Raw genomic sequence first — 23985 nt, 5'->3', positions numbered from 1 at the left:
TACGGCGGGAACCGGCGGTACGGCGGGAACCGGCGGCACGACGGGAACCGGCGGCGCGGCGGGGGCGGATGCCGGACCCGGGAGCGTGAGCTACGTCGCGGCGGTCGCCGATTGCGTCAACGTCGATAGTCCCGACCCCGACGCCTGCGAGACCGCGACGGGGACCGGTTTGATGAGCGTCGACCTCACGAACGACAACTTCGCGAATGCACCCACGGCCGTCTTCTTGAGGTTCAACCTGGATGGCGCGCTGGCGGGGAAGACCGTCACGTCGGTATCGCTGTCGCTCACCGTAGGAAGCAATCCCGGCAACGAGAGCGACTCCACGGGTGACGTGTGGCGGGTCGCTTCGTTCACCCGCGCGGCGCTGTTCTCGGCGGTGCCCTCCAAGGTCGGCTCGTCGCCGTTGGCCGGGGACCTGGGGGCCGCGGCGCAAGGCGGCACCATCACGTTCACCTTGCCCTCGAACCTTCCGCAGGCGTCCACGCCCGTGTACCTCGGAGTGTTCGCTGCCTCCACGAACGGTACCGACTACCAGAATGCCAAGGGTGGCTCCCCGCCCACGTTGAAGATCGACTATCAGTGAGTGCCCGCGTCGCCCGGCGGCTCTGGCGCGATCCAGCGCAAGGGGCCCTGGGCCAGGTGCTCGCCGTCGCCGTCCTGCTCCGCGACCAGCACGCGCCCTTCGGGGCTGACGGCCAGCGGCACGCCGCGAAACTGGCCGAGCACCTCTCCCGTGGCCACGCGCACCACCACCGGGGTGACGGCCACGTGGTGCAGTCCCACCGCCCAGTGCGGCAACTCCGGCAGCTGCGGCGCGAGCTTTCGCGTGCTGCCGTCCGCCCTCGCGAGCAGGAGATGCCGTCCGCGGCGGACCAAGGCGGCTGGGCCGTCCAGTGCGAGCACGGCGTCACCCTTTGCCAAGCGCGTCAGCTTCTGCTGATCCAGGTCCAGCAACGCGGCGTCGGAACCAGGGTAGACGGCGAGCATTCGACGCGTCGCGCTCGGCGCGTGATCGCTGGCGAGGTAGGCGACGTCGGCATCGAGCTTCACCCGGCCGGCGGGACTCACGAGCTCCAGAGGGGGACGACCCTCCATGCCCGCACAGGCGACCAACGCGAGCTTCCGCTTGGCATCGGCGTACAGCACGCGGGCGCCGCAGTCCGCCGGGGCCAGCTCCTGATCTCGGCGGCCCTCGCGCAGGCGGAGCGCGCCGTCCGGTGTGCGAGCCAACACCGCCGTGCCCAGCGCACCGACCAAGCCCGGGACGTCCACGGCCGGGCCGCCGGAAACGGGAAGTATCCGCGGCGTCACGCCATCAGGACCCGGAGAAGGAGAGGGAAAGGTGCTGATGGGGCCGTGGCAAGGCCAGGGCTCCTTCCGCGGCTTCACCGGCCAACTGAGCCGGTGGTTCTCGTTCGAATCTTCGGTGACCACGGACAGCACCACGACCTGGCCGGTGGGATCCACGTCGATGCGCCACGGCTCGCCCGCACCCGGCTCGAGCTCGCGCTCCTGGCCGCTCGACAGCTGGCGCACGACGACGCGGGTCTGCTTCCCACGTCGGCGCAGATAGACGAGAACGTTTCCAACTTCGGCGAAGGCCACCGCGCGGTGATGCAGGAAGGGAGAGGCGTCACGCCGAGCGTCCGCGTCCGCGAGCTTTGCTTCCCGGTTGGTGAAGGAGTCCACCAGAGAGAGGACGCCGCCCCGCTGCACCACGAGATAGCGCCCCGTCGGACCGATGGCGGCGACGTCGTCGATGGGCGTGCCGGGGGTAGAGCCGAGCGCCAGGTAACGCGAGAGCGGGTCGCCGCCGAGAGCGCCGCGGGGGCCGACGCTGACGGAGATGCTACCGCTGCCGTCTTCGTCCTTGCGTGCTTGGCAGAGCACGGTCCAAGTGGCCAGCGGCGAGACGGCCTCCACCGACACTGGGCCGCTCGTTCCCACCGCGCCGGCGGGAGTGGGTGGGGCGCTGGCGTCGGGCTCGGCGGACGCTGAAGCCGGCGGCGGTGGTGTGGGGTGTTCCGCAGCTCTTGCCGGCGGTGCGGCTCGCGCACCCGTCTCCGGCACGCACGAGAGCGCGAGCAAGCCCGTGATGGCCAACACGTGATGCGACCAGCTCAACGCGCGCGAATGTACCGCATCGGTTTCGGTTGCCAATTGGGGGGCGCGGTCTATCGTTGGCCGATGGTGCGTTTCTCGAGCGTGGGTGCGGTGCTTGTGGCGGCGGTGGCGACCTGGGGCTGCGGCAGCAAAGACGCGGTCACCCTGGGCGCCAAGGTGCGGAACGTGCAGATCTCCGTGGAGCAGAAGACCTTGGGCACACAGCTCGGAGGGGGCTTCGAGCTGTTCCTGGAGGTGGGCGCCGAGGCCAGCGGTGGCAGCACGGTGACGCTGGAGACCTTCGGCCTGGTGCGTGGAGGCGACACGTTGGTCTCGCCGCTTCAGGCGACCCCGCAGGGCGTGACGTTCCCGCTCACCGTCGGCAAGGGGCAGAGCAAGACCGTGAGCTTCGTGATCGACTCCGCCAGCCTGCTGGATCCCGCAACGAAAGACGCCATTTGCGCCGGGCCAGTGCGCGTCTCCGGCAGCATCAAGGACACCCTGAGCGGCGGCGAGCGCACGCCGCTTTCCAGCTCCGACGTCACGCCTTCCGGGTGCTGAGCCTCTCTGCTGGCCAAGGCGGCGGCGCGAGGCTATTTCCATCTCATGGCACAGGATCTGACGCGCGACGTGGGCACGGCGAACCCGATCTATTCCGCGGAGGGTGAGTCGCAGGGTGACGCCGCGCACGCCGAGCTTCGTCGAGCCATCGCGAAGTGGCGGCGCGAGAAGGTGGAGAAGACCCTCGCCAAGATGCCGGCGCGCAAGGAGCGCTTCACCACCTGGAGCGGCGTGGAAGTTCCGGACCTGCTCACCCCCGCCGATGTGCCGTTGGACTACGCGAAGGACCTGGGGCTGCCCGGGGAGTACCCGTTCACGCGCGGCGTGCAGCCGACGATGTACCGCGGGCGGCTGTGGACCATGCGCATGTTCGCGGGCTTCGGCACCCCAGCGCAGACCAACGAGCGCTTCCGCTATTTGCTGAAGCAAGGCCAGACGGGGCTGTCCACGGCCTTCGATTTTCCGACCCTCATGGGTTACGACTCCGACTCCCCCAGGGCGCTGGGCGAGGTGGGCATGTGCGGTGTGGCCGTGGACACCTTGCGCGACATGGAGATCTTGTACGACCAGATCCCGCTCGACAAGGTCACCACCTCGATGACCATCAACGGGCCCGCCATCGTGCTGTTGGCGTTCTACGTGGCCCTGGCCGACGTTCGAGGCATTTCGCGGGATCGCATCGGTGGCACGGTGCAGAACGACGCGCTGAAGGAGTTCATCGCCCAGCACGCGTGGCTGGTGCCGCCGCGGCCGGCGATGCGCATGGTCACGGACATGATCGAGTTCTGCGCGGCCGAGGTGCCGCGTTGGAATACCGTGAGCATCAGCGGCTATCACATTCGCGAAGCCGGAGCGACGGCGGCGCAGGAGCTGGCCTTCACCCTGGCGGACGGGCTGGCCTACGTGGAGAGCTGCATCGAGCGCGGCATGGACGTGGACAGCTTTGCACCGCGGCTGTCGTTCTTCTTCGACGTGCACAACGACTTCTTCGAAGAGATCGCGAAGTTCCGCGCCGCGCGGCGCATGTGGGCGCGATTCATGAAAGAGCGCTACGGCGCCAAGAGCGACGCGAGCCTCAAGCTCCGCACTCACGCTCAAACCGCCGGTGTTTCGCTCACGGCGCAGCAGCCCTACAACAACGTGGCGCGGGTGGCGTTGCAGGCGCTGGCGGCGGTGCTGGGGGGCACTCAGTCTCTGCACACCAACTCCTTGGACGAGACCTACGCGCTGCCGACGGAAGAGGCCGTCACCATCGCGCTTCGCACTCAGCAGTTGGTGGCGCACGAATCGGGGGTCACGAACGCCATCGATCCGCTGGGCGGCAGCTATCACGTGGAGTGGCTGACCAACCGCCTCGAGAGCGAAGCGCTGGACTACATCCGCCGCATCGACGAGATGGGCGGCATGGTGCAGGCGGTGGAGAAGGGCTATCCGCAGCGCGAGATCGCTCGCAGCGCCTATGAGTTCGAACGCCAGCTCAACGAGGGCGAGCGAGTGATGGTCGGCGTGAACGACTTCGTCAGCGACGAGCTGGGGGATGCCATCCCGACCCTCAAGATCGACGAAGCCGTGCAACGACAGCAGGTGGAGGCGCTCGCCAAGGTGAAGGCCGGGCGCAGCCAGGTCGAGGCCGAAAAGGCGCTGGAAAGTGTGCGCGCCGCTGCCAAGAGCGACGGGAACCTGATGCCGCCGATCATCGCGGCGGCCCGGGCCTACTGTACGGAGCAGGAGATCTGCGACGTCCTGCGGGACGTGTTCGGGACCTACAGCGACCCGGCGGAGTTCTGACTCTACGCGGTCACTTCGGCTTGCGCACCGATTCGCGCGGCGGCGGCTCACTCGGTGGACGCGCTGCCGGGAAGCTGCTCGGGGTGCGGCGGTAGGACGATACGGGCGGTTCCGACGATCGCCGCGGCGGCACGCCGCTGGGCTCGGTGGATTGGCTCCGGGACAGGATCTCCTCCACTTGGCGGCTCAAGCTCGGCTGCGGAACGGCGCGCATGGACGGGCGAGACGGACGGCGCATGCTGTTGGTGTCGGCCTCCACGATGACGGGGGTCGGCTCCGTCGTAGCGCGCAGCACGACGTCGATGATGGCGCGGTCTCCGCGAACCTCCCCGTAGAGCTTCGGCGTGCCCGTTTCCCGCGCGTAGCGCTGGGCAGCGAGGATCGCCCCGGAGGCAAGGTGCCGGAGGATGCGGGTGGCGCGGGGGTGCCCCGCCGCGCCGACGGTCATGGAGAAGCCGCCGGGCGTGCGCTGGATCTCGTAGGTCAGGTCCACGCCGATGAATGGGTGCTCGAAGGGGACGCGCAGCCGCGAGAGGGTGCCGATCAGATCCCCGGTCATCACGGCGCCGCCGTGAGACAGGAATCGCGTCGCCATTTCGCGACCGATCCCTTCGAGCACCTTGCCCGAGCCGTCCCCCAGTGCGGATTCGATGGATAAGAGCGCGTCTTCGCCGGTGGCGATCGGTACGGTTTCCGTGGGGGCGCTGGTGCGCAGCGTGGCGGGGTCGAGGATCTCGCCGAGGCGATCGGGCAAACGCTCGCCCAGGCGCGTGAGCGCTTCAGAACCGCGATCCCGCTCGATGTAGTCGAGCACGTCGCGCAGAAACCAGCTTCGGATCGCTTCCACCGCCTGGTTGGGAGCATAGCGCTGCCCCTCGTCTACGTCATTGTCACCCCAAGGGGTGATGAGCAGGCATCCAGGGTGTGGCCACGGGAGCTAGGTGCAGGGTGAAGGGGTGGTCGTGCGGCGAACCAACAAACAAGCGTGGAATCTTGCTCAGATTTGGTCCAAGGCGGCCCGGAGGTCGGAGATCACGTCCTCGGCCTCCTCGATACCGACGCTCAGGCGAATCAAGCCGGGGGCAATGCCGACCTCGGCGAGCTCGGCGTCCGAGAGCTCGAAATAGCTCATCAAGGCCGGCTGCTCGATCAGGGTCTCCACCCCGCCCAGGGAAGGGGCGATGCGGGCGAGCTGGCAGGCGTCGACGAGCCTGGAGGCCGATTGGCGACCGCCCTCCATCTCGAAAGAGACCACGCCGCCGAAGCCGCGCATCTGTTTCTCGGCGATGGCGTGGGAAGGATGGCTCGGCAGACCCGGGTAGTACACGCGGGAGACGCCCGGGTGCCCTTCCAGAAAGCGAGCCACCGCGTGCGCGGTGGCGTTCTGCTTTTCCACACGCACGTTGAGCGTCTTCAGCCCGCGGCCGACGAGAAACGCCGCGTGGGGATCGAGCACGCCGCCGAGCACGCCGCGCAGATCACGGATCAACGAGACCAGGTGACTGGGGCCGGCGACGAAGCCGCCCAGCACGTCGTTGTGGCCGGCGAGATACTTGGTGGCGCTGTGGGCGACGAGATCGACGCCCTCCGCCAGGGGGCGGCAGTTCACCGGCGTGGCGAAGGTGGCGTCCACCAGCGTGCGAATGCGCCCACGTGCCTTGGTGCGAGCGGCGAGCTCGGCCAAATCCGTGCAGAACAAGTACGGGTTGGTGGGGGACTCGGCGATCACCAGTCGCGTGGCGGGCGTGATGGCGGCGTCGAGGGCATCGAGATCCGCCGGCGGCACGATGGTGTGCGTGATGCCGAAGCGCTGCAGCGTGCGGGTGACCAGCTGACGCGTGCGGCGATAGCAGTCGCGGAAGAGCACCACGTGATCGCCGCTCTGGAGCAGCGCCAAGGCTGCCGTGGAGATGGCGCCCATGCCGCTGGCCATGGCGACGGCGTCGTCCGCACCCTCGAGCGTGGCCACCCGGCGCTCGACCTCACGAACGGTGGGGTTGCCGTAGCGACCGTACTCCTCGCGCTCGGGATCCGGGTCCTCCCCGCGCATGTAGCGCTCGAGATCCGCGCTGTCGTCGAAGGTGAACGTCGCGGTCTGCGCGATGGTGCTCGCGAGCGTGTGATGCGGCCGCTTGCGATCCGTACCGGCGTGGACGGACTCCGTGGAGCTGGCGAAGCGGCGCTTGTCCGTCATGCGCGGACCAGGCCCACGACCTTCTCGATGGCATCTGCAAGGGGCAAGAGCTCCGCCTTCTTCGGGTCCTTCTCGCTGCGGGGCTTCAGCTCCACGCCGCCCTTGGCGAGGCTCTTGGCGCCAACGGTGATGCGCAGCGGGATGCCGATCAGATCGGCGTCCTTGAACTTGACGCCGGGGCGCTCCTCGCGATCGTCCACCAACACCTCCACGCCGCGTGCCTCGAGCTCCTTTTCGAGCTGGGCCACGGCCTCGAGCACCTCGGGTTCGCTGCCCAGCTGCGCCACGTGCACGTGGTAGGGCGCGATGCTCATCGGCCACAGGATGCCGTCGGCGTCGTTGAACTGCTCCACCGCGGTGGCTACCAGGCGCGACACGCCGATGCCGTAGCAGCCCATGATCAGGGGATGGCTCTCTCCGGAGTCGTCCAGGTAGTTGGCTCCCATCTGGGCGCTGTAGCGCGTGCCCAGAAGGAAGATGTGACCGGCCTCGATGCCGCGGTACACGCCGAGGGACGCGCCGCACTCGGGGCACAGATCGCCGTCCTTCACGCTGCGGATCTCGACGACGTTGCCTTCGAAGTCCCGACCGTGCTGCACGTGCTCGAAGTGATAGTCGCTCTCGTTGGCGCCGGTGATGCCGTCCACCACGTTCTGAGCGTCGCGATCCACGAAGATCTTGCCGCCGAAACCGACGGGGCCGGCGAAGCCCACCTCGGCGCCGGTGGCCTTCTTGACGTCCTCCGGGCTCGCCAGGAACACCTCGTTCACACCAGCGGCGCGGGCCAGCTTGATCTCGTTGATCTCGTGGTCTCCGCGCACCACGGCCATCACGACTTCCTTGTCTGCTACGTACAAGAGGCTCTTCAAGAAGCGGTCTGGGCCGGCGCCGAGGAACTTGCTCACTTCCTCGATGGTGCGCTGCTTCGGCGTGTGGACCTTGTTCTTCTCGGGAGTCTCGTCCGGGTTTCCGCGCCGCGGGAAGGGCGGCGTGGTGGCGACCTCCAGATTGGCCGCGTAGTGGCACTGGGAGCACGCCGCGACGAGGTCCTCTCCGCTCTGCACCAGCACCTGGAACTCCGCGCTGCCGGAGCCGCCCATGGCGCCGGAGTCCGCTGCGACCATGCGGTAGTTCAGACCGAGGCGATCGAAGATCTGCGTGTAGGCCACGCGCATCTGCTCGTAGCTCTGCCGAGCATTGTCCTCGCTGACGTCGAAGGAGTAGGCGTCCTTCATGCTGAACTCGCGGCAGCGCAGGAGGCCGCCACGGGGGCGCGGCTCGTCCCGATACTTGGTCTGGATCTGGTACAGGTTCTTGGGCAGGTCCCGGTAGCTCTTGATCTCCCGCCGCGCGAGATCCGTGATGATCTCCTCGTGAGTGGGCCCCAGGTGGTAGTCGGAGCCCTTGCGGTCCTTGAGGCGGAAGAGCGTGTCGCCGTACACGTCCCAGCGGCCGGTCTCTCGAAAATACTCGGCGGGCAACAGCGCCGGCAGCAGCACTTCCATCGCGCCCGCGCGATCCATCTCCTGGCGCACGATGCTCTCGATCTTTCGAAGCACGCGGACGCCGAGCGGCAAGAAGCTGTACACGCCGGCGCCCACCCGCCGGACGTAACCGGCACGGAGCAAGAGGACGTGGCTGGCGCTGGTGGCGTCCGAAGGAGCTTCTTTCAGCGTGGGGATGAGAGCGCGGCGATAACGCATGGCCCGGGCCTCCTACCACGGGCGCTCGCCGGGCGTCAGTGTGTCCGGCACAGGGGCGGCGTTCGCAGCTCCACCCGCGCGTCCGGGAAGAAGTCGGCGAAGGCGGGATCGGCGGTCCTGGCGAGCCGGTCCGCCACCGCGCGTGCGCGGTCGAGCTCGAGCTTGATGCCGTGCACGGCGAAATCTCCGCGCATACGGTGGGACAGTCGCTCGATACGCTGGAACGTCGACAGGTACGCGCCTTTCCAGATGGCCAAGAAGGGCCGGTGATCCATCGGGTTCACGGACAGGATTCGGCGCACGCGGTTGGATGGCAAGAACGTGTAGCTGCTCACTTCCGGGCGCTGTCGGAGCACCCAGTTACGCGTGTTCTCGAACCGCGTGTAGGACATGCTGCGAATGTCCTGATCGATGTTGTACAGAATGCCGCGGCGGTTGTTGGCGCCCACCTGGCGTGAGACGTACGGCAAGAACGGATCGACCACGAGCACCAGATCCGCGCCCCGCTCGATCGCCTCCACGAAGTCGCTGGTGCGCGTCACGGCGCCGTCTTCGTAGTAACGTCCGTCGATCTGCACGGCGGCGAAAGCGGGGTTCACGCTGAGCGACGCCTGTACCGCGAGGCTGATGGGGATGTAGTCGTACTCCTCGCTGCCGAACACCACGGGACGCCGCGCGTCCTGATCCGACGCGCCGACGAACAGCGGGCGTGGCAGCTCGCGGAAGTCGTTGGTGGTGCCCGCGCGGGAAAACAACTCGCTGAGCACGCGCTCGAAGCCGTCGGACCGGAGCGGCGGGCCCACCAGCGAGGTGTAGTCGAGGAACAGGTCGTTGGCGCTCGGCAGCGAGCGGTGCCAGGCCACGTCGTAGAGCGCGCGCCAGAGCACGTCCGTGGCGGCCCACATCCGCCGCCCCAGGTCGGGGAAATTCAGGTGCCCGAGACGCAAGAGCCGGAGGTCCAGGCGCGGCACCCGGCCGCCGCCATGGCCGGCGATGGCCGCCATGATCTCGTCGGGGGAGTAGCCTTGCACCAACATGCTGGTCACGACGGCTCCGGCGCTGATGCCGAAGAACATGTCGAGCTGGTTCACCCCCGGCGTCATGCAGTCGTCGAGGCACTTCAGGGCTCCGAGCTCGAAGTAGATGCCGGTGACGCCACCGCCGGAGGCCGCGACTGCCGTCTTGCCCGGGATGCGCTTGGCCAACTGGCGGATCACCTCCATGACGACGACCAGCGCGAAGGCTCCCTCCGGCTCGTCGGGATACTCCCGAAGGACGGTGCCGATGCCTCGGCGTCCGAGCTCGACGGTGAGGCGATCCACGGCCTGGGCATCGTCTCCGGAGACCAGCGCGATGATGCGATGAAAGCCGTAGCGCGCTTCCACGTCGTCGGGATTGTCGAGTACGTCCAGCAGGGCGCGGCCTCGGCTGATGGCCTCCACACCCCCGCGTAGGTCGACCACCAAGAGGTGCACGTAGTCCCGCGCCAGGCTGGCCAGCACCTCTTCCGGCGTGGGCACGGTGAGGCATTCGATGGACAGCTCACCGTGCAGGAAGCGTCCGTCGACGCTGTCGAGCACACCGCTGTCCACCGCGTCGGCCATGAGGCGCTGAAACGGTGTGCGGCCGGGGGAGTAGCACAGGACTCGACGGCTCATGGTCGAATTGTTGAGTAATTTGGTGTGCTAATTCCTATCGTCAAATGACTGATATCACAGGAGTTGTCGTCCCCTGTTAGTATTCCCTACTTGTATTATCGGAAATGCCGGGTACAGATCCAGCCATGAGCTGGAAGAGCGCGCTTTGTGGGGAGATCCGCGACGACTGGGCGCGCGAGATCGACATCTTCGAGACCCAGCTCGAGCTCCGACAGCAGGGTCGCATCGACGAGAAGCTGTTCGCGGAGACGCGCCTCCGGCGTGGGGTCTATGGCCAGCGCTACGACAACGGTCAGCGCCACGACGGCGTGGCGACTCGAACGCTGCCGTTTCCGGAGCGCCCCAGCAAGGGCCCCACGACGGTGTGGGACGCCCCCGGCATGCAGCGGATCAAGATCCCGTTCGGCAAGCTGGGCGCGGAGCAGCTGGAGGTGATGGCGGAGCTCGCGGAGGAGTACTCGGACTCCATCCTCCACGTGACGACGCGCCAGGACATCCAGCTGCACTTCGTTCACATCGAGGACACGCCGGATCTCATGCGCCGCCTCGCGCGGGTCGGTATCACCACGCGAGAAGCCTGCGGCAACTCCGTGCGGAACGTGACGGCCTGCGCCTACGCCGGCACCTGCAACACCCAGGCGTTCGACGTCACTCCCTATGCGCATGCGCTGACGCACTTCCTCCTTGGGCACGACGACGTGCAGGACATGGGGCGCAAGTTCAAGATCGCCTTCAGCGGCTGCGCCGACGAGCCCTGCGGCCTCACGAACTTCCACGACATCGGTCTGGTGGCCCGCACGCGCAGCGTGGACGGTCGCCTAGAGCGTGGCTTCGCCTTCTATCTGGGAGGCGGACTGGGGTCGGTTCCGCAGGGGGCCAAGCTGCTGGACGAGTTCGTGCCGGTGAACGAGCTCTTGCCCTTGGCGCAGGCGGTGTGTCGCGTGTTCGCGCGGCTGGGGGAGAAGGACAATCGCTCCCGGGCGCGCTTCAAGTTCCTGGTGAAGAAGCTGGGGATGGAGGAGCTGTCCAGGCTGATCCGTGAAGAGCGCGCCGGACTTCGGCCGGATCCGCGTTGGACCGACATGATCGAAAATCCCTCGGAAGTGGAGGAAAAACCCCTGAGGGCCGCATCCGAGCTTCCCAAGCAGGGGCACTCTCCCGAGCTCCAGCGTTGGATCGATTCCAACGTGCGGCCCCAAGCGCAAGAGGGTTACGCCGTGGCCACCATCACGCTGCCCCTCGGCGACCTCACCAGTCATCAAGCGCGCTCGGTCGCGAGCCTCGCGCGGAGATTCACCGGCGACACCCTCCGGGCGACGGTCGATCAGAACCTCTTGCTGCGCTGGGTCTCCCAGGCCGACATTCCGGAGCTGTACCAGGAGCTCGCCGCCATCGGCTTGGGAGAACCGGGCGCGGGCACCATCAGCGACGTGACGTCATGCCCGGGTACGGACACCTGCAAGCTCGGGATTTCCGCTTCCCGCGGCCTATCCGGCGAGCTCCGCCGCCGCCTCACGGTGCTGAACGGGGAGATCCCCGAGGCGGCTCGCGGACTGCACATCAAGTGCAGCGGATGCTTCAACGCGTGCGGTCAACATCACGTCGCCGACATCGGCTTCTTGGGTGTCAGCCGCACCGTGAGCGGGCGCCGGGTGCCGCACTTTCAGCTGGTGGTGGGCGGGCAGTGGAGCCAGAACGCGGGCGCCTTCGGCCTCGCCATCGGTGCCATCCCGTCGAAGAACGTTCCCACCGCCGTCGAGCGCTTGAGTCGGGACTACGCGCAGAACCGCGAGGAGGGCGAGACGTATCGCGCGTACGTGCAGCGCATCGGAAAGAAGGCGGTGCGCGACAAAGTGGAGGATCTCACTCAGGTGCCCCCCTACGAGGTGGACCCCTCGTATTACACGGACTGGGGCGACCCGCGCGAGTACACCATCGGGGACATGGGCGTCGGCGAGTGTGCGGGGGAGGTCGTGCCGTTCGTCCAGATGGGCCTGGCGGCCAGCGAGCGCGAGGTGTTCGAAGCGCAGCTCTTGCTCGACGCCGGCAGCCCGCACGACGCGGCGGCGCGCGCCTACAGCGCGATGCTGGAAGCGGCGCGGGCGCTCACTCGGGAGAAGTCGCCGAATGTCGGGGAAGAGCCAGACGAGATCGTGCGGGAGTTCCGTACCCATTTGGTGGACACCCAGCTGTTCTCAGACCCGTTCGCGGGAGCCAAGTTCGCCCACTTCCTGTTTCGTACTCACCGGGAAGGTATCAACGGAGTGTCGGAAGAAGCCGCCCACCAGCTGATCGAGGAAGCCCAGTTGTTCGTGGACGCTGCCCACCAATGCTACACGCGCCTGAGCGGCGCCCTGTCCTGACATGCGCGCGGAGAAGCTGAAGCTCAAGCTGTTCGCGGAGCACGCCGCGGAGCTGGATGCCTTCGTGGAGGTGTTTCACGGCTGGATCCGCGACGAAGCCCTGGACGACGAGCTCTTGATCGACGTCGCGGACTACCGCCACGTGCATCGAGGGCCGGGCATCGTGCTCATCGGCCACGCGGGGGACTACTACTGGGATCAGGGCGACGGTCGTCCCGGCCTGACGTACAGCCGCAAACGGCAAGCGCCGCCGGAAGGCGAGCGTCTGCGCGACGGCCTCCAGCGTCTGCTTGCCGCCGCCGTGCGTCTCGAGGCCGCCACAGGTGTGCGCTTCAAGACCGACGAGCTCTTGCTGGAGCTCGTCGACCGCTTGAACGCGCCCAACGACGACGCCACCTTCTCGGAGGTGAGCCGCGAGCTATCGAGCGTGTTGACGAATTTGTACCGGGACGAAACGGCGCTTTCGCACGCGTCGAGCGATGCGCGCGCACCACTCGCGATCCACGCGCGCGCCGCCAGTCGTCCCAGCCCGCAAGAGCTGCTGGCGCGCCTCGTGTAGGGGCGTGTCGCAGGAATACTCCGCGTTGCTTCTTTCGCGGAAAGGTTCAGTATCAATGTATGCGGGCATCTATTCTGGGGTTGGGTCTCGCAATGGTGTCGGCAACGCTCTCCCTCGCTGTCGGCTGCGGATCCTCGGGCACGATCAGCGGGGGACCTGAAGACGGAGCTGCCGCCAGCGGGGGACAGAACGGCGATTCGTCCACCGGCGGGCAGGGTGGGGGCGCGGCCAGCGGCGGCAACGGGGGCGCGGCGGCCAGCGGCGGTGCAGCGGCCAGCGGCGGCGCCGAAGCGGGCTTGGCCGACGTGAGCTTCGGCTACGACGCAGATCCGGAAGACGCGGCGCTTTCGCCGGACGCGACCTGCGCGGCGTCCGCCATCAAAGCCGAGCCGTTGCCCCTCGACATGTACATCATCTTGGACAAGTCCGGCAGCATGGGCACCGACTGCAACGTCGGCTCCACCGGCACCAGCAAGTGGTGCTACGCCATCAACGCGCTCAACAAGTTCTTCACGGCTCCCAGCTCCGTGGGGACCGGGGTGGCGCTGTCGTTCTTCAGTGGCAGCTCGTGTCCCAATCTCACCAACGCGCAGGTGGCGATGAACACGCTGCCCAATCACGTCGCGGCGCTCAACTCCGCGATGAACGGCGCCGCGCCGGGCGGCAACACGCCCACCTCTGCCGCCGCTAACGGCATCGCCTCCTACACGGCCGCCCACGAGCAGCCCGGTCGCAAGATGATCGGCGTGCTGATCACGGACGGCGACCCGACGTCCTGCAGTCCGACGAGTGTGAGCCAGATCAACACCATCTTGGCCAACCATTTCGGCACCACCAACATCCCCACCTTCGTGATCGGCATGACGGGCGCGACCTTCTCCAACCTGGAGACTTTGGCGAACAACGCCGGAGCGCCGTCCCACACCCAGTACTGCGGCGGCGGCGTGTCGCCGTGCCACTTCTACAACGTGGCCAACGGGGATCCGCAGGTGTTTTTGGCCGTCTTGCAGGCTATTCAGCAGACGGCCATCGGCTGCCAGTACACCATCCCGGACACCGACGCCGGGGTCATCGATCCGGACAAGGTGATCGTGGAGTACACGCCGGGGAGCGGTGGGCCTGCCCAGCAGCTGACGCGAGTGAACGACGCGTCTCAATGCGGCGCGGGTGGTGGCTGGCATTACGACAACAACGCAAACCCGAAGCTCATCGTGCTGTGCCCGGCGACGTGCACCGCGGTTTCGGCGGACCAAAATGCTGGCATCCAGATTGCGCTGGGTTGCCTGGGATCTTGAGGAGGTCGAGATGAGAAAGCGAGCTCGAAGCGCCGCCTTTGCCGCGGCCACGGCGCTGACCCTCGGCTACGTCGGTTGTGGCAGCGACGATCCCGGCAACAGCACTTTCGGAAGCGGCGGCAGCTCCGCGGCTTCCGGATCGGGCGGTGGCACGGCCGCAGACTCGGGTATCCTGTTCGGCGGCTCGGGGGGCGGCACCGGCGCCACCGGGGGCAGCGGAGGCAACGCCGGCGATGCGTGCGCGTCCACCGTGGTCGGCGGCAGTTTGGTGCACGCCAACCTGCTGTTCGTGGTCGACCGCAGCGGCAGCATGAACTGCAACCTGCCGACGGACGGGCAGAGCACCGCCGAGTGCGAGCAGAGCCCCGTGCCGAAATTCCCGAGCCAACCCACGAAGTGGGAGCTCACTCGCGATGCGCTCAAGCAGGCCCTGGACGACATCCAAGCCGGCGGAAACGCCAGCGTGGGCATGGTCAGCTTCCCCATCTCGGGGAGCGAGTGCATCCCCACGGAAAGCCCAGACGTGGGCGTGCTGCCCATGGACGCGACGCAGAACGCCGCGCTCAAGGGGTTCCTGGACGGCATCTCACCCAAGGGGCAGACGCCCCTCGTCGGCGCCACCATCCTCTCCTACAAGCACCTGTACGAGCAGCTCAAGACGGGCGCTCTCGACGGCAACCTGTTCGTGGTGGTGATCACCGATGGCTTCGAGACCTGCAAGCCGAGCGCCATCTCCGGGCTCCTGACGCAGGACATCCCCAACGCCCGCTCGGTGAACATCCGGACCTTCGTCATCGGCGTGCCCGGCAGCGAAGACGGCCGCGCGTTGCTCTCCGAGATCGCCTACCAGGGGGGAACGCCCACCAGCTCATCCTGCACCCACGATCCGTCCCCGCCCGGCCCCGCCGACGTGGGGGACTGCCACTTCGACATGACGACCAGCACCAACCTGAGCCAGGACCTGCAGGCTGCGCTGGCGGTCATCAGTGGCACGGCGCTCTCCTGCGAGATCGACATGCCCGGCGTGAAGCCCGGCCAGAAGATCGACTACGACTCGGTGAAGGTGAAGAACAACGGCGCCGATATCCCCAAGGACGACTCCACGCCCTGCGACCAGGGCGCCGACGGCTGGCAGTTCGACGCCAGCAAGTCGAAGATCCTGCTGTGCGGCAGCGCCTGTGACGACGCCAAGAAGCCGGGCACGACGCTGAGCATCGACCTGGGCTGCCTCAGCAACATCCGCTGACGGGTTCTTGTTGGTCCGCCGCGGAACCACCCGGCCCGAACCCCACGAAAACCCGCGGAATCCCGCGGCGCCACATTTTCCCTGTAAGGCCCTGGGGTCGTCCCCGTTTTCAGGTTCGAGGCACGGACAGGAGGACGACGATGACACGAACGAGCTTGGTTTCCGCAGTTTTGGCTTCGCTCATGGCGGCGGCGTGCGGCGGCGCTTCGCAGCAGGCCCCGGCAAGCCCCGGTACGATGGGGGGTGCCGAGTACAGCGAGGGCTCGAACGACTCCGCCGGCTACGCCCAGCCCGGTCAACCCGCGCCGGCCAGCGCTCCCACCTCCGAGTCGGCGGGCGCTTCGGCAGACCGCGCCTTCGAAGAGAAGAGCGCGGCGGAGCCCGAGTCGCGTCCCGGGCTCGGCACTCGCTGGGGCGAGAACCGCGACAGCCACGTATCGACGGCACCGTTCTTCCGCGAGGATCCCGACAGCCCTGTGGCGATGTCCAAGCTCTTCTACAACGACGCGGAAGGCGTCCGAGCCATGGCGCGACGCAGTGGCATCTCGGATTTCAGCGACGGCAGCTCTCGCATCGGTAGCGGCGCCTTTACGGTTCGCCTGCTCGACGCCGGGGGCCGGCCCCTCGAGGGGTTCAGCTCCGGCGGTAGTACCTACGTGGTCGGCGAGCACGGCCAGCGCTACGTCATTCAGATCCGCAACAATACTGGAAATCGCTTCGAGGCCGTGGCCACCGTCGACGGCCTGGACGTCATCAACGGACGCGCCGGCGCCTTCTCCAACCGCGGATACATCCTGAACCCCTTCGCGACCGTGGAGATTGACGGCTTCCGCCGCAACTTCGACACCGTCGCAGCGTTCCGCTTCGGCAGCGTCCGCGGCTCCTACGCCGCCAAGAAGGGTGACGACCGCAACGTCGGCGTCATCGGCGTCGCCTTCTTCCAAGAGCGCGGCTCGAGCTGGCCCTGGACCCCCGCGGAGGTCGACCGCCGTCACAACGCCGACCCGTTCCCCGGCCGTTTCTCGACGCCTCCCCCGAACGACTTCTGAGACGAATCGAATCGCATCCCCCGTGCCGGCGGGGCGGGCTCCTCGGAGACCGCCCCGCTTTTTTTCGACCAGCGTCAGGGACGGGGATCGCGCCGCACCAACAAAGACCCTCACCAAGGATGGACGCAGAGAGCCCCGAAGGCGATGCCCTCGGGGCTCGGGGATGTCCGCGCTCGAGCTCAGTGAAAGTGCGGGTGCTGCTTGATGAACACCTTCGTGGCGAGGAACGGCAGGTGCGGCATGTCCGTGTCGATCGCGTAGTTGGTGAGCGTCAGCAGGTGCTGCTGATTGGAGACGACGACCAGCGGCGAGACGCCGAAAACGGGCGGCAAGAACGCCATGGTGGACGGGAAGTTGAACAGCGTCGGGTCGGAAGCCACGACCTCGCGCTTGCCCGTCAGCACGTTGATCCGAATGACCTGCAGCTGCAGAGAATCCGCTGCATATACCCAGGGGCTGTTCGGACGCGGATCGAAGGTGAGGGCGAGGAGCTGTTCGACCTCGATGTTCGCCGGCTTTGGGGATACGAGCTGGATGTCGGCGGCGCGCTCGTAGGGGGCGCGGTTGTCCGACAGCACCGAGAGCGGCACCGAGTACAGGCCCGCGGCACACGGTGAGTAGAAGTAGAGCTTTCCGAAGCGCGCCTCCAGGGGCGACACGCCGGGCAGCGTCGCGCCGGCAAACAGGAACGGCACGCCACCCACCTGAATCAGCGGCATGCTGTCGCAGATGGTGATCTCCGGGATGGCGTCTTCCGGCGCGTCGCTCGCGGGGACGATGCCCGGGTGCACGGTGCCGTCCGGGTCCGCCGTCCAGATGCCTCCGAGGATCGCGTCGGACACCACGTATCTTCCGTCCGCCAGCTTCACGAAGTCTTCCGCGAACCCGATGGTCGCGTCCTGGAAGCTGATGCTCTTCTTCAACGTCGCGGAGAACTGCCCCGCGTGCCAGCCATAGTCGTATTCGTACAGCGTGGGGTTGGCCGGATAGAAGGGATCCGGGCTCGGCAGCCCACCGGCGTCCAAGAGCGTGACGCGATGACTGCCCGTGGAGTGCAGCACGAACGGCAAGATGAAGCCGCCTTCGGGGGGCGGCAGCTCACCGACGGGCTGTCCGGAGAAACGGCTGAGGACGTTGACCTTGCCCTCCAACGGCGAGCCCACGAAGACGACGGTCTTGCCACCGGCTACTCCAGCGGGAGGAGCGTAGAAGGAGGCGTACTCCACCGACAGCGAGCTCTTGCCAACGGAGATCTCCAGCGCGTTCTGGACGCTGGTCTCCTGTTGCTCTGACGCCTTGCCGTCGTCGACGGCGTTGCTGCAGGCAATCCCCGTGAGCCCGAGCAGCACGACAGCCAAGCGGAAAGAGCGAGTGGTCAGCATTGCGGCCTCCTCAGGGTAATTGCCACTCTAGAGATTACGATGAGAGGCGAGGCTTGTGGATCACCCCTGCGGGTGATACGCGCGCGACCGGCGCACGTTGTCCGACATCGTCGTCAACTTGCGTTTGCCAGCGCTCGAGCGAGAAGAGTCTGCAAGTTTGCGGGCAAATCTGCTGAAAGCTCACGCGCGCGGACTTGACCGTCGGTGCTCATCTTGCGCCATGTGGTCTTCAGTATGTGAACCACTTTTTCGTCGTCGTGCTTGGCGGCGAAGGCGCCGAGCTCGTGCTCGAGAAACGAAAGACACAACGCGTCTTCCATCACTTGCACGTCTCTGTCGTGCTTCAGATTTCGTTTCTGAACGATGCGCCGAACGGCTTCGACCATGTCGTCCCCATAGCCCACTGTGCGAAGTACTTTCTCCGCCTCCGCAGCGTGAAAGACCTGGGCTTCCTTGCGCCAACGCAGGTAGCCCTCTCTCCCTTCTGGAAAGCGAGAACGAGGCCATTTGAAGCGCAGAAAGTGCTGACAATAGGCGGAAAGACGCAGAGCTTCGGAAGCCTCGGGCGCGATACGCTCGAGCCACTCGGAAAGGCGATCCGCGTGCAGCAGCTCACGCGGCTGACCCTGCTCTCGACTCGGATCTTCCGCGCTCAGGCGTCGGAGCTCGGTGACGGCGAGGTTGAAGCGATCCATGTGATCAATCTATCGTCACCCTGCCGAAACCGAAGCGCCAAAACCCGACGTCCCGCGGGCGCAAGGTGGCTTCTCGTAGCAGACTGATGCATGTCATTCGGTAGTGGGAGCGCTGATTGCCTCGCGGCGCGACAGGTCGCAAGCTCGTCGTCGTCAGCTCTTGGTTCGTCCAGATCGGTCGCGCCAACTCCTGTCGGGAATCCAAACTGGGGCACCTGCCGTTGCTAGCGGTCGCGTGTCATCTCGTCAAATGATGAACAAGAGAGCTTCCGGTACGCGACGCGCTGCTCGCACTTTGGTGGATGCAGTGGAGAACGCCATGGTGCAAGCGGAGAACGCAGGACTCGTCTTGCACAAGGCGCAGGGTCAAGCCTACACCGGCGAAACCCTCGAACTGACGACGGGCTCGATGAAGAACCTGGGCAGCTGTAGCTACATGGGCCTCGAGCTCCGGCCGGAGCTCAAGCAAGGCACCATCGACGCTACCGAGCGCTACGGCACCCAGTTCTCCTATTCGCGCGCCTTCGTCAGCTCTCCCCTCTATGAAGAGCTCGAAGAGCTGCTGGGTCAGATGACCGGTGGCCAGGTGATGGTGGCGCCGTCCACCACGTTGGCGCACATCGGAGCTTTGCCGGTACTCGTGGAGCCGGGCGACGCCGTCATCGTCGACCAGTTCGCGCACGCGAGCCTGCAGACCGCCGTCGGCCTCTTGAAGGGGATCCCGGTTACCGGCGTGGTGCACAGCCGAATGGAGCTCCTCGAGCAGAAGCTCGAAGAGCTCTCCGTGGAGCACAACCGAGTCTGGTACGTCCTCGACGGCCTGTATTCCATGCTGGGCGACTTCTTTCCAGCGAAGGAATTGGAGCAGCTGCTGCGGCAGTACCCCAAGCTCCACCTCTACATCGACGACGCGCACTCCACATCGTGGACCGGTACCCACGGTCGCGGGTTCGCACTGGAGCACCTTGCGGATCGGAGCCGGGTGATCGTCGCCTTGTCCCTCAACAAGGCGTTTTCCGCGGCAGGCGGCGCTCTGGTGTTTCCCGACGCTACGCTTCGGACCCGCGTGCGGCGCTGCTCGGGTCCGATGATGTTCTCGGGACCCGTTCAACCGCCCATGCTCGGCGCCGCGGTTGCGTCTGCGCGGCTGCACCTCACACCCGAGTTCGCTGATCTCCAGGAGCGACTGTTGGAACGTATCGATCTGGTGCTGTCGCTCTCCCAATCCCTCGACGTTGGCCTGCCCACCCACGACCGGACCCCGGTCTTCTTCGTGCGTTGCGGGAAGGAAGACGTCACCTACGGCATCGTTCAAGCGCTGTGGAAGCGGGGCTTCTACGTTTCTCCGAGCGCGTTCCCGGCAGTTCCCCTCGGGCGGGCAGGCCTGCGTTTCACCATCTCCATGCATAACAGCTTCGAGGATCTGCGCGCCTTCATGGCGGCTCTCTCCGAAGAGCTCACGCGGGCTGGCGTGGCCATGCTCCCGCGTCGCGCTCAGGCCGGTTAGCCCGGAAAACTGCAGGAGCGCACACGAACGCACCTTTCCGTCCGTGGGCCCGAAGGAACTTTGTGGTTCACATCTCCGGGGGGCTTCCTACAATCGACCCTCGGAACAATGTCGCTATCTCACGCTCCAGCCGCCCTACAGGTATCAACCGCTTCGGATGGCATCGCCGTCGGTCAACTGGGTCCCGTTTGCATCGTGATCTGGCGGGGGGAGGTGACCCACGCGCGGTTCCAGAAGCAACGCATGGGCTTGACGAGCACCGTGGAGGAGAGCGGCGGCAACGGCGGGTTCTTGTGTGTCATCGAGCCGACCGCGGGCGCTCCCGACTCGGACCTTCGCAAGGCGTCCGCGGATCTCATCAACGGCCTGGGTGATCGGCTCAAGTGCGTGGCCTGCGTCGTCGAAGGGACCGGATTCAAAGCGGCGGTAGGGCGGAGCGTGCTCGCGGGCATGTCGATGCTCAGCGGTCGCCGAAAGACGCCGTTTGAGGTCACTGCAGAGGTCGACAAGGCGGAGGAGTGGATGCGCCGACAGATGACCATCCCGCCGGTGAGCTTGACTCGGGCCACCGAGGAGCTTCGCCGTGCGCTGAACGAAGCGGACTCCAAGCAGAGCTAGAGCGCTCTAGACGATACGTTGGGCGTGCGTGTAGACGTTGAAGCCGTCGCCCCGGCTGAAGCCGATGAGCGTGATGCCCGCGCGGCGCGCCGTCGCGATCGACAGGGAGCTGGGCGCGGAAACAGCGACCAGCACGGGGATGCGAGCAACCCAGGCCTTGTGGACGATCTCGAAGGACGTGCGACCGCTGACGACCAACACGCCTCCGGAGGGCAGGGCGTCATCGAGCAACAGACGACCGATGGCCTTGTCGACCGCGTTGTGGCGGCCGATGTCCTCCCGCACGCAGAGGTAGGCTCCGTTCGGGGCCGCGATCCCGGCCGCATGCAGGCCGCCGGTACGCTCGAAGCCGGGTTGCGCTGCCGACAGCCCGCGGGAAAGCTCGACGATCCGAGCAGCGCGTACCACGAGTGAATCCGTGAGCGTCCCCACGCGCTCGAACAGCGCGTCGATGCTCTGCCGACCGCAGATGCCGCAGGAAGCGGTCATCGGCAAGCGTCGCCCGCTGCTCTCGGGAACTTCCAGCACGACGCCCGGCGCGCCCACTACGTCGAGCACGTTGCCATATTCCTCGGAGTCCACTCGGCCACAGTGCGACATGGTTCCGAGGTCCGCGCGCGACGCGATCAAGCCCTCCGACAGCAAGAGCCCCGCGGCGAGCTCGTGATCGTGTCCCGGCGTGCGCATGGTCACGACCAGCGGCTCTCCGGCGATGCGGATCTCCAGCGGCTCTTCCACGACCACCCAGTCGGACACCTCGCCTGCGGCTCCAGCTCCGTGACGCACCAGCGGGGTGCGGGTGACGGCGGAGCTCACCCGCCTCCGAGGAGCTTGCCGGAGGCGTCGGCGTCCACGTAGCCGTCCTTCGCAGGGCTCTGAACGTAGACGCGGAACTGCACGTTCTCGTCGAGGGGCAGGTTCCGTCGGAGCAACACGTGGCTCACCTTGCCGAAGCGCTCGTCCACCGTCTTCACGGCACTCCGACACAGCTCGGGGATCGCATCCAGCTGGGCGTCGCTCAGGGGAAACAGATTCTCGTCCAGCTTGCCGGCGCCCAAGAGGCGTACGGGGACGGGCTTTTCGAGCCGACCATCTCGGTACACGTGCTGCAACACGCGGGCCGGCAGCGCCGGGTCTCGCGCCTTCAAAACCAAATGATCGGGATAGGCATCCAGCTCCAGAGCTTGGATGTTCGGCCCTGCCTGCCTCTTCAGTAGATCCAGCGCCGGCAGCAGGTTCGCTGCCAGCAGCAGTGACGGTGCGGCCTGGGGAGCGGCGGAGGGCTCGGCTCGGGGCGCTTGCTTCTGCCCGCCGTCGCAACTCGCCAGAGCGAGCGACAGGCAGCAGAAAGCCAGTCGCCGCCGCGTCACGTCGCTCCGATGGTCGTGAGCCAGCGCCGCAGGATCTCGCGCCCGGTCTCGAGCTGAGAGACCAGCGTCCACTCGTTCTTCTGGTGGGCTTGTGCTTGCACGCCGGGGCCGAAGTTCACGGCGGGAACGCCCAGCTCGGCGAAACGGGCGACGTCCGTCCAGGCTTGCTTGGGCTCGACGGCGAGCACGCCGCTGTCTGCCAGGGCACGCACCAGCGGGTGGTTGCGTAGAGGAGGCGCCGCCGGACTCTTGTCCGTGAACTCCACTTCCGCGTCCGTTCCCACCAGCTCTTGGATCTCGTCGAGCACGGCGTTCAGGGAGCGATCCGGTCCGAAGCGACGGTTCAAGTTCAGCTCGAACACGTCCGGGATCACGTTGCGGCCGCGGCCGCCGGACGCCAACGTCGCGCTGACGACGTTCGCCCACTCGAGACCGTCCACCGTGACCCGTTCGGGGGGCAGCGCGGAGAGGCGTGCGAGCAAACCGGCCGCCTTGTGGATCGCGTTGTCCCCCTGCCAAGGTCGCGCGCTGTGAGCGGTGCGACCGTGAAAGCGCACGGTGGCGTGCACGGAGCCGCCGCAACCGAGCTGCAGCTTGTTGTCGCTCGGCTCCAGCGCCACGGCGAAGTCCACCTTGGACAGCTCGGGGTCTTGGGCCAGCACGGGGCCGAGCTCGTTCTCCAAGAATGGCCCCTCCTCCCGCGCGTAGAACACCAGCGTGAGATCCACGCTGGGGCGGGCGTCGCTTTCCGCCAGCTCCAGCATCAGCGCGAGACCGCTCTTCATGTCCGCGGAGCCGGCGCCGTACAGCCGATCCCCTTCGATGCGCGGCTCCCCCTCGTGCACGGTGCGCACCACGTCCAGATGCCCCGCGAGGGCCACGTGGGGTCCGCCGGAGCCCCGCACCAAGGGCACCACGATGGAGTCTCCAAAGCGCCGAATGTCCCCCGCTCGGCGCACCGGGGTGAGCCGCTCCACGACCCTGTCGCACAGTTCCCGCTCTTCCCCGATGGGAGAAGCGATGCGGCACAGCCACAGGAGCGTGTCGCCGAGGCTCACACGGCCACCGCGAAGTCGCGCAGTGCGGCGTTCAGCGTGGTCTTCTTGTCCGTGCTCTCCTTGCGCTGGCCGATGATCAGCGCGCAGGGCACGGAGTACTCACCGGCGGGGAACTTCTTCGGACGCATGCCGGGGATCACCACGCTGCGGGCGGGAACACGCCCGCGGATCTCCACCGGCTCACTGCCCGTCACGTCGATGATTGCGGTGGACGCAGTGAGCGTCACGCCGGCGCCGATCACGGCCTCCGACTCCACCAGCATGCCCTCCACGATGATGGCGCGCGATCCGATGAAGCAGCCGTCTTCCACGATCACCGGCTGCGCACCGGGTGGCTCCAGCACGCCGCCGATGCCCACGCCGCCCGAGAGGTGGCAGCTCTTGCCAATCTGCGCGCACGAGCCGACGGTGGCCCAGGTGTCCACCATGGTACCAGCGCCCACCCAGGCACCGATGTTCACGTAGCCCGGCATCACTACTGCGCCGCGTTCCACGAAGGCGCCATAGCGAATCGTTCCCGGCGGCACCACGCGCACGCCCGCTTCGTCGAGGCCGCTCTTCAGCGGGATCTTGTCGAAGAACTCGATGGGCCCCACGTTTCCCTTTTCCATGTGGGTAACGCCGAAGTAGAGCAGCACGGCCTGCTTCACCCAGGCGTGCGTGGTCCATTTGCCCGGGGCATCTTGGCTCGCCACGCGGATCTCGCCGCGATCGAGCAGAGCGATGGCCTCCAGCACGGCGTCGCGATGGCTCGCCCTCTCGAGCAGCGCGCGGTCCTCGTAGGCGGCCTCGACGGCCGCGCGGATCTCCGCTTCCTTCATGCAGGCGAAATA

Annotated in this window: 21 protein-coding genes; 10 read left to right on the top strand and 11 right to left on the bottom strand. The window is 67.0% G+C overall.

Annotated features, from left to right (window positions below):
- On the top strand, positions 1-586 hold a 586-nt coding region (locus H6717_39520; GenBank protein ID MCB9583195.1), incomplete at its 5' end, for a hypothetical protein.
- Here H6717_39520 and H6717_39515 read toward each other — a convergent pair.
- A complete protein-coding gene (locus tag H6717_39515) occupies positions 580-2127 on the bottom strand; it encodes a hypothetical protein (protein ID MCB9583194.1) in 1548 nt (515 codons plus the stop codon). The two genes, H6717_39520 and H6717_39515, sit on opposite strands and share 7 nt — an antisense overlap.
- A gap of 63 nt (positions 2128-2190) precedes the next feature.
- Between H6717_39515 and H6717_39510 the strand changes: the two genes are divergently transcribed.
- Positions 2191-2667, top strand: coding sequence for a hypothetical protein (locus H6717_39510; protein MCB9583193.1), 477 nt, complete (start codon positions 2191-2193; stop codon positions 2665-2667).
- Between the two features lie 45 nt (positions 2668-2712).
- The gene (locus tag H6717_39505; GenBank protein ID MCB9583192.1) at positions 2713-4455 is read left to right on the top strand and encodes a methylmalonyl-CoA mutase family protein; all 1743 of its coding nucleotides are present in this window, start codon (positions 2713-2715) and stop codon (positions 4453-4455) included.
- A 10-nt stretch (positions 4456-4465) separates the two neighbouring features.
- Here H6717_39505 and H6717_39500 read toward each other — a convergent pair whose 3' ends face one another.
- From H6717_39500 to H6717_39485, 4 genes are all read right to left on the bottom strand, one after another.
- Positions 4466-5302, bottom strand: coding sequence for a hypothetical protein (locus H6717_39500; GenBank protein ID MCB9583191.1), 837 nt, complete (start codon positions 5300-5302; stop codon positions 4466-4468).
- A gap of 150 nt (positions 5303-5452) precedes the next feature.
- Positions 5453-6649 carry an aminotransferase class I/II-fold pyridoxal phosphate-dependent enzyme gene (locus H6717_39495; GenBank protein MCB9583190.1) on the bottom strand — a complete coding sequence of 399 codons (1197 nt, stop codon included), beginning with the start codon at positions 6647-6649 and terminating at the stop codon, positions 5453-5455.
- Positions 6646-8352, bottom strand: coding sequence for a proline--tRNA ligase (locus H6717_39490; protein ID MCB9583189.1), 1707 nt, complete (start codon positions 8350-8352; stop codon positions 6646-6648). The genes H6717_39495 and H6717_39490 overlap by 4 nt, the downstream gene beginning before the upstream one ends.
- A gap of 35 nt (positions 8353-8387) precedes the next feature.
- Positions 8388-10010 carry a patatin-like phospholipase family protein gene (locus tag H6717_39485; GenBank protein ID MCB9583188.1) on the bottom strand — a complete coding sequence of 541 codons (1623 nt, stop codon included), beginning with the start codon at positions 10008-10010 and terminating at the stop codon, positions 8388-8390.
- Between the two features lie 125 nt (positions 10011-10135).
- On the opposite strand from H6717_39485, the gene H6717_39480 reads away from it, so the two are divergent.
- The 5 genes from H6717_39480 (at position 10136) to H6717_39460 (ending at position 16522) form a co-directional block, all read left to right on the top strand.
- Positions 10136-12373, top strand: coding sequence for a nitrite/sulfite reductase (locus H6717_39480; protein ID MCB9583187.1), 2238 nt, complete (start codon positions 10136-10138; stop codon positions 12371-12373).
- A 1-nt stretch (position 12374) separates the two neighbouring features.
- Positions 12375-12932, top strand: a complete 558-nt coding sequence (locus tag H6717_39475; protein ID MCB9583186.1) for a hypothetical protein — start codon at positions 12375-12377, stop codon at positions 12930-12932.
- Between the two features lie 59 nt (positions 12933-12991).
- Complete coding sequence (locus H6717_39470; GenBank protein ID MCB9583185.1) at positions 12992-14227, top strand: VWA domain-containing protein; 1236 nt, start codon at positions 12992-12994, stop codon at positions 14225-14227.
- A gap of 10 nt (positions 14228-14237) precedes the next feature.
- Positions 14238-15473, top strand: coding sequence for a VWA domain-containing protein (locus H6717_39465; GenBank protein ID MCB9583184.1), 1236 nt, complete (start codon positions 14238-14240; stop codon positions 15471-15473).
- Positions 15474-15613: 140 nt separating this feature from the next.
- The gene (locus tag H6717_39460) at positions 15614-16522 is read left to right on the top strand and encodes a hypothetical protein (protein ID MCB9583183.1); all 909 of its coding nucleotides are present in this window, start codon (positions 15614-15616) and stop codon (positions 16520-16522) included.
- A 179-nt stretch (positions 16523-16701) separates the two neighbouring features.
- Here the strand turns inward: H6717_39460 and H6717_39455 are convergent, their stop codons facing one another.
- Together H6717_39455 and H6717_39450 are read right to left on the bottom strand one after the other, a co-directional pair.
- Entirely contained in the window at positions 16702-17904 is a 1203-nt protein-coding gene (locus tag H6717_39455; protein MCB9583182.1) for a hypothetical protein, read from the bottom strand.
- Positions 17905-18017: 113 nt separating this feature from the next.
- A complete protein-coding gene (locus tag H6717_39450) occupies positions 18018-18599 on the bottom strand; it encodes a DUF4202 domain-containing protein (protein MCB9583181.1) in 582 nt (193 codons plus the stop codon).
- Between the two features lie 250 nt (positions 18600-18849).
- On the opposite strand from H6717_39450, the gene H6717_39445 reads away from it, so the two are divergent.
- Together H6717_39445 and H6717_39440 are read left to right on the top strand one after the other, a co-directional pair.
- Positions 18850-20106, top strand: coding sequence for an aminotransferase class I/II-fold pyridoxal phosphate-dependent enzyme (locus tag H6717_39445; protein ID MCB9583180.1), 1257 nt, complete (start codon positions 18850-18852; stop codon positions 20104-20106).
- 243 nt (positions 20107-20349) lie between these two features.
- Positions 20350-20724 (top strand): hypothetical protein, encoded by a 375-nt coding sequence (locus tag H6717_39440; GenBank protein MCB9583179.1) that lies wholly within the window; start codon positions 20350-20352, stop codon positions 20722-20724.
- A 6-nt stretch (positions 20725-20730) separates the two neighbouring features.
- Here H6717_39440 and fdhD read toward each other — a convergent pair whose 3' ends face one another.
- From fdhD to H6717_39420, 4 genes are read right to left on the bottom strand one after another with little or no spacing between them, the layout of a single operon-like run.
- Positions 20731-21540 carry a formate dehydrogenase accessory sulfurtransferase FdhD gene (fdhD, locus tag H6717_39435; GenBank protein MCB9583178.1) on the bottom strand — a complete coding sequence of 270 codons (810 nt, stop codon included), beginning with the start codon at positions 21538-21540 and terminating at the stop codon, positions 20731-20733.
- Complete coding sequence (locus tag H6717_39430; protein ID MCB9583177.1) at positions 21537-22094, bottom strand: hypothetical protein; 558 nt, start codon at positions 22092-22094, stop codon at positions 21537-21539. The genes fdhD and H6717_39430 overlap by 4 nt, the downstream gene beginning before the upstream one ends.
- On the bottom strand, positions 22091-23152 hold the full coding sequence (locus H6717_39425) for a succinyl-diaminopimelate desuccinylase (protein MCB9583176.1): 1062 nt from the start codon (positions 23150-23152) through the stop codon (positions 22091-22093). Before H6717_39425 ends, H6717_39430 begins: the two co-directional genes overlap by 4 nt.
- Complete coding sequence (locus H6717_39420; GenBank protein ID MCB9583175.1) at positions 23149-23973, bottom strand: 2,3,4,5-tetrahydropyridine-2,6-dicarboxylate N-succinyltransferase; 825 nt, start codon at positions 23971-23973, stop codon at positions 23149-23151. The genes H6717_39425 and H6717_39420 overlap by 4 nt, the downstream gene beginning before the upstream one ends.
- Positions 23974-23985 lie beyond the last annotated feature (12 nt).

The sequence above is a fragment of the Polyangiaceae bacterium genome (genome assembly GCA_020633235.1).
Taxonomy (GTDB): domain Bacteria; phylum Myxococcota_A; class Polyangia; order Polyangiales; family Polyangiaceae; genus JACKEA01.
The sequence above is the reverse complement of the archived record's forward strand: the minus strand, read 5'-3'. Positions and strand labels throughout refer to the sequence as shown.

Excerpts from the sequence above, each read along its gene's own strand:
- H6717_39510 (MCB9583193.1), top strand. The coding sequence starts at position 2,191 with ATGGTGCGTTTCTCGAGCGTGGGTGCGGTGCTTGTGGCGGCGGTGGCG.
- H6717_39480 (MCB9583187.1), top strand. The coding sequence starts at position 10,136 with ATGAGCTGGAAGAGCGCGCTTTGTGGGGAGATCCGCGACGACTGGGCG.
- H6717_39445 (MCB9583180.1), top strand. The coding sequence starts at position 18,850 with ATGATGAACAAGAGAGCTTCCGGTACGCGACGCGCTGCTCGCACTTTG.
- H6717_39475 (MCB9583186.1), top strand. The coding sequence starts at position 12,375 with ATGCGCGCGGAGAAGCTGAAGCTCAAGCTGTTCGCGGAGCACGCCGCG.
- H6717_39460 (MCB9583183.1), top strand. The coding sequence starts at position 15,614 with ATGACACGAACGAGCTTGGTTTCCGCAGTTTTGGCTTCGCTCATGGCG.
- H6717_39450 (MCB9583181.1), bottom strand. The coding sequence starts at position 18,599 with ATGGATCGCTTCAACCTCGCCGTCACCGAGCTCCGACGCCTGAGCGCG.
- H6717_39490 (MCB9583189.1), bottom strand. The coding sequence starts at position 8,352 with ATGCGTTATCGCCGCGCTCTCATCCCCACGCTGAAAGAAGCTCCTTCG.
- H6717_39495 (MCB9583190.1), bottom strand. The coding sequence starts at position 6,649 with ATGACGGACAAGCGCCGCTTCGCCAGCTCCACGGAGTCCGTCCACGCC.
- H6717_39455 (MCB9583182.1), bottom strand. The coding sequence starts at position 17,904 with ATGCTGACCACTCGCTCTTTCCGCTTGGCTGTCGTGCTGCTCGGGCTC.
- H6717_39505 (MCB9583192.1), top strand. The coding sequence starts at position 2,713 with ATGGCACAGGATCTGACGCGCGACGTGGGCACGGCGAACCCGATCTAT.
- H6717_39465 (MCB9583184.1), top strand. The coding sequence starts at position 14,238 with ATGAGAAAGCGAGCTCGAAGCGCCGCCTTTGCCGCGGCCACGGCGCTG.
- H6717_39420 (MCB9583175.1), bottom strand. The coding sequence starts at position 23,973 with ATGAAGGAAGCGGAGATCCGCGCGGCCGTCGAGGCCGCCTACGAGGAC.
- H6717_39485 (MCB9583188.1), bottom strand. The coding sequence starts at position 10,010 with ATGAGCCGTCGAGTCCTGTGCTACTCCCCCGGCCGCACACCGTTTCAG.
- H6717_39440 (MCB9583179.1), top strand. The coding sequence starts at position 20,350 with ATGGGCTTGACGAGCACCGTGGAGGAGAGCGGCGGCAACGGCGGGTTC.
- H6717_39470 (MCB9583185.1), top strand. The coding sequence starts at position 12,992 with ATGCGGGCATCTATTCTGGGGTTGGGTCTCGCAATGGTGTCGGCAACG.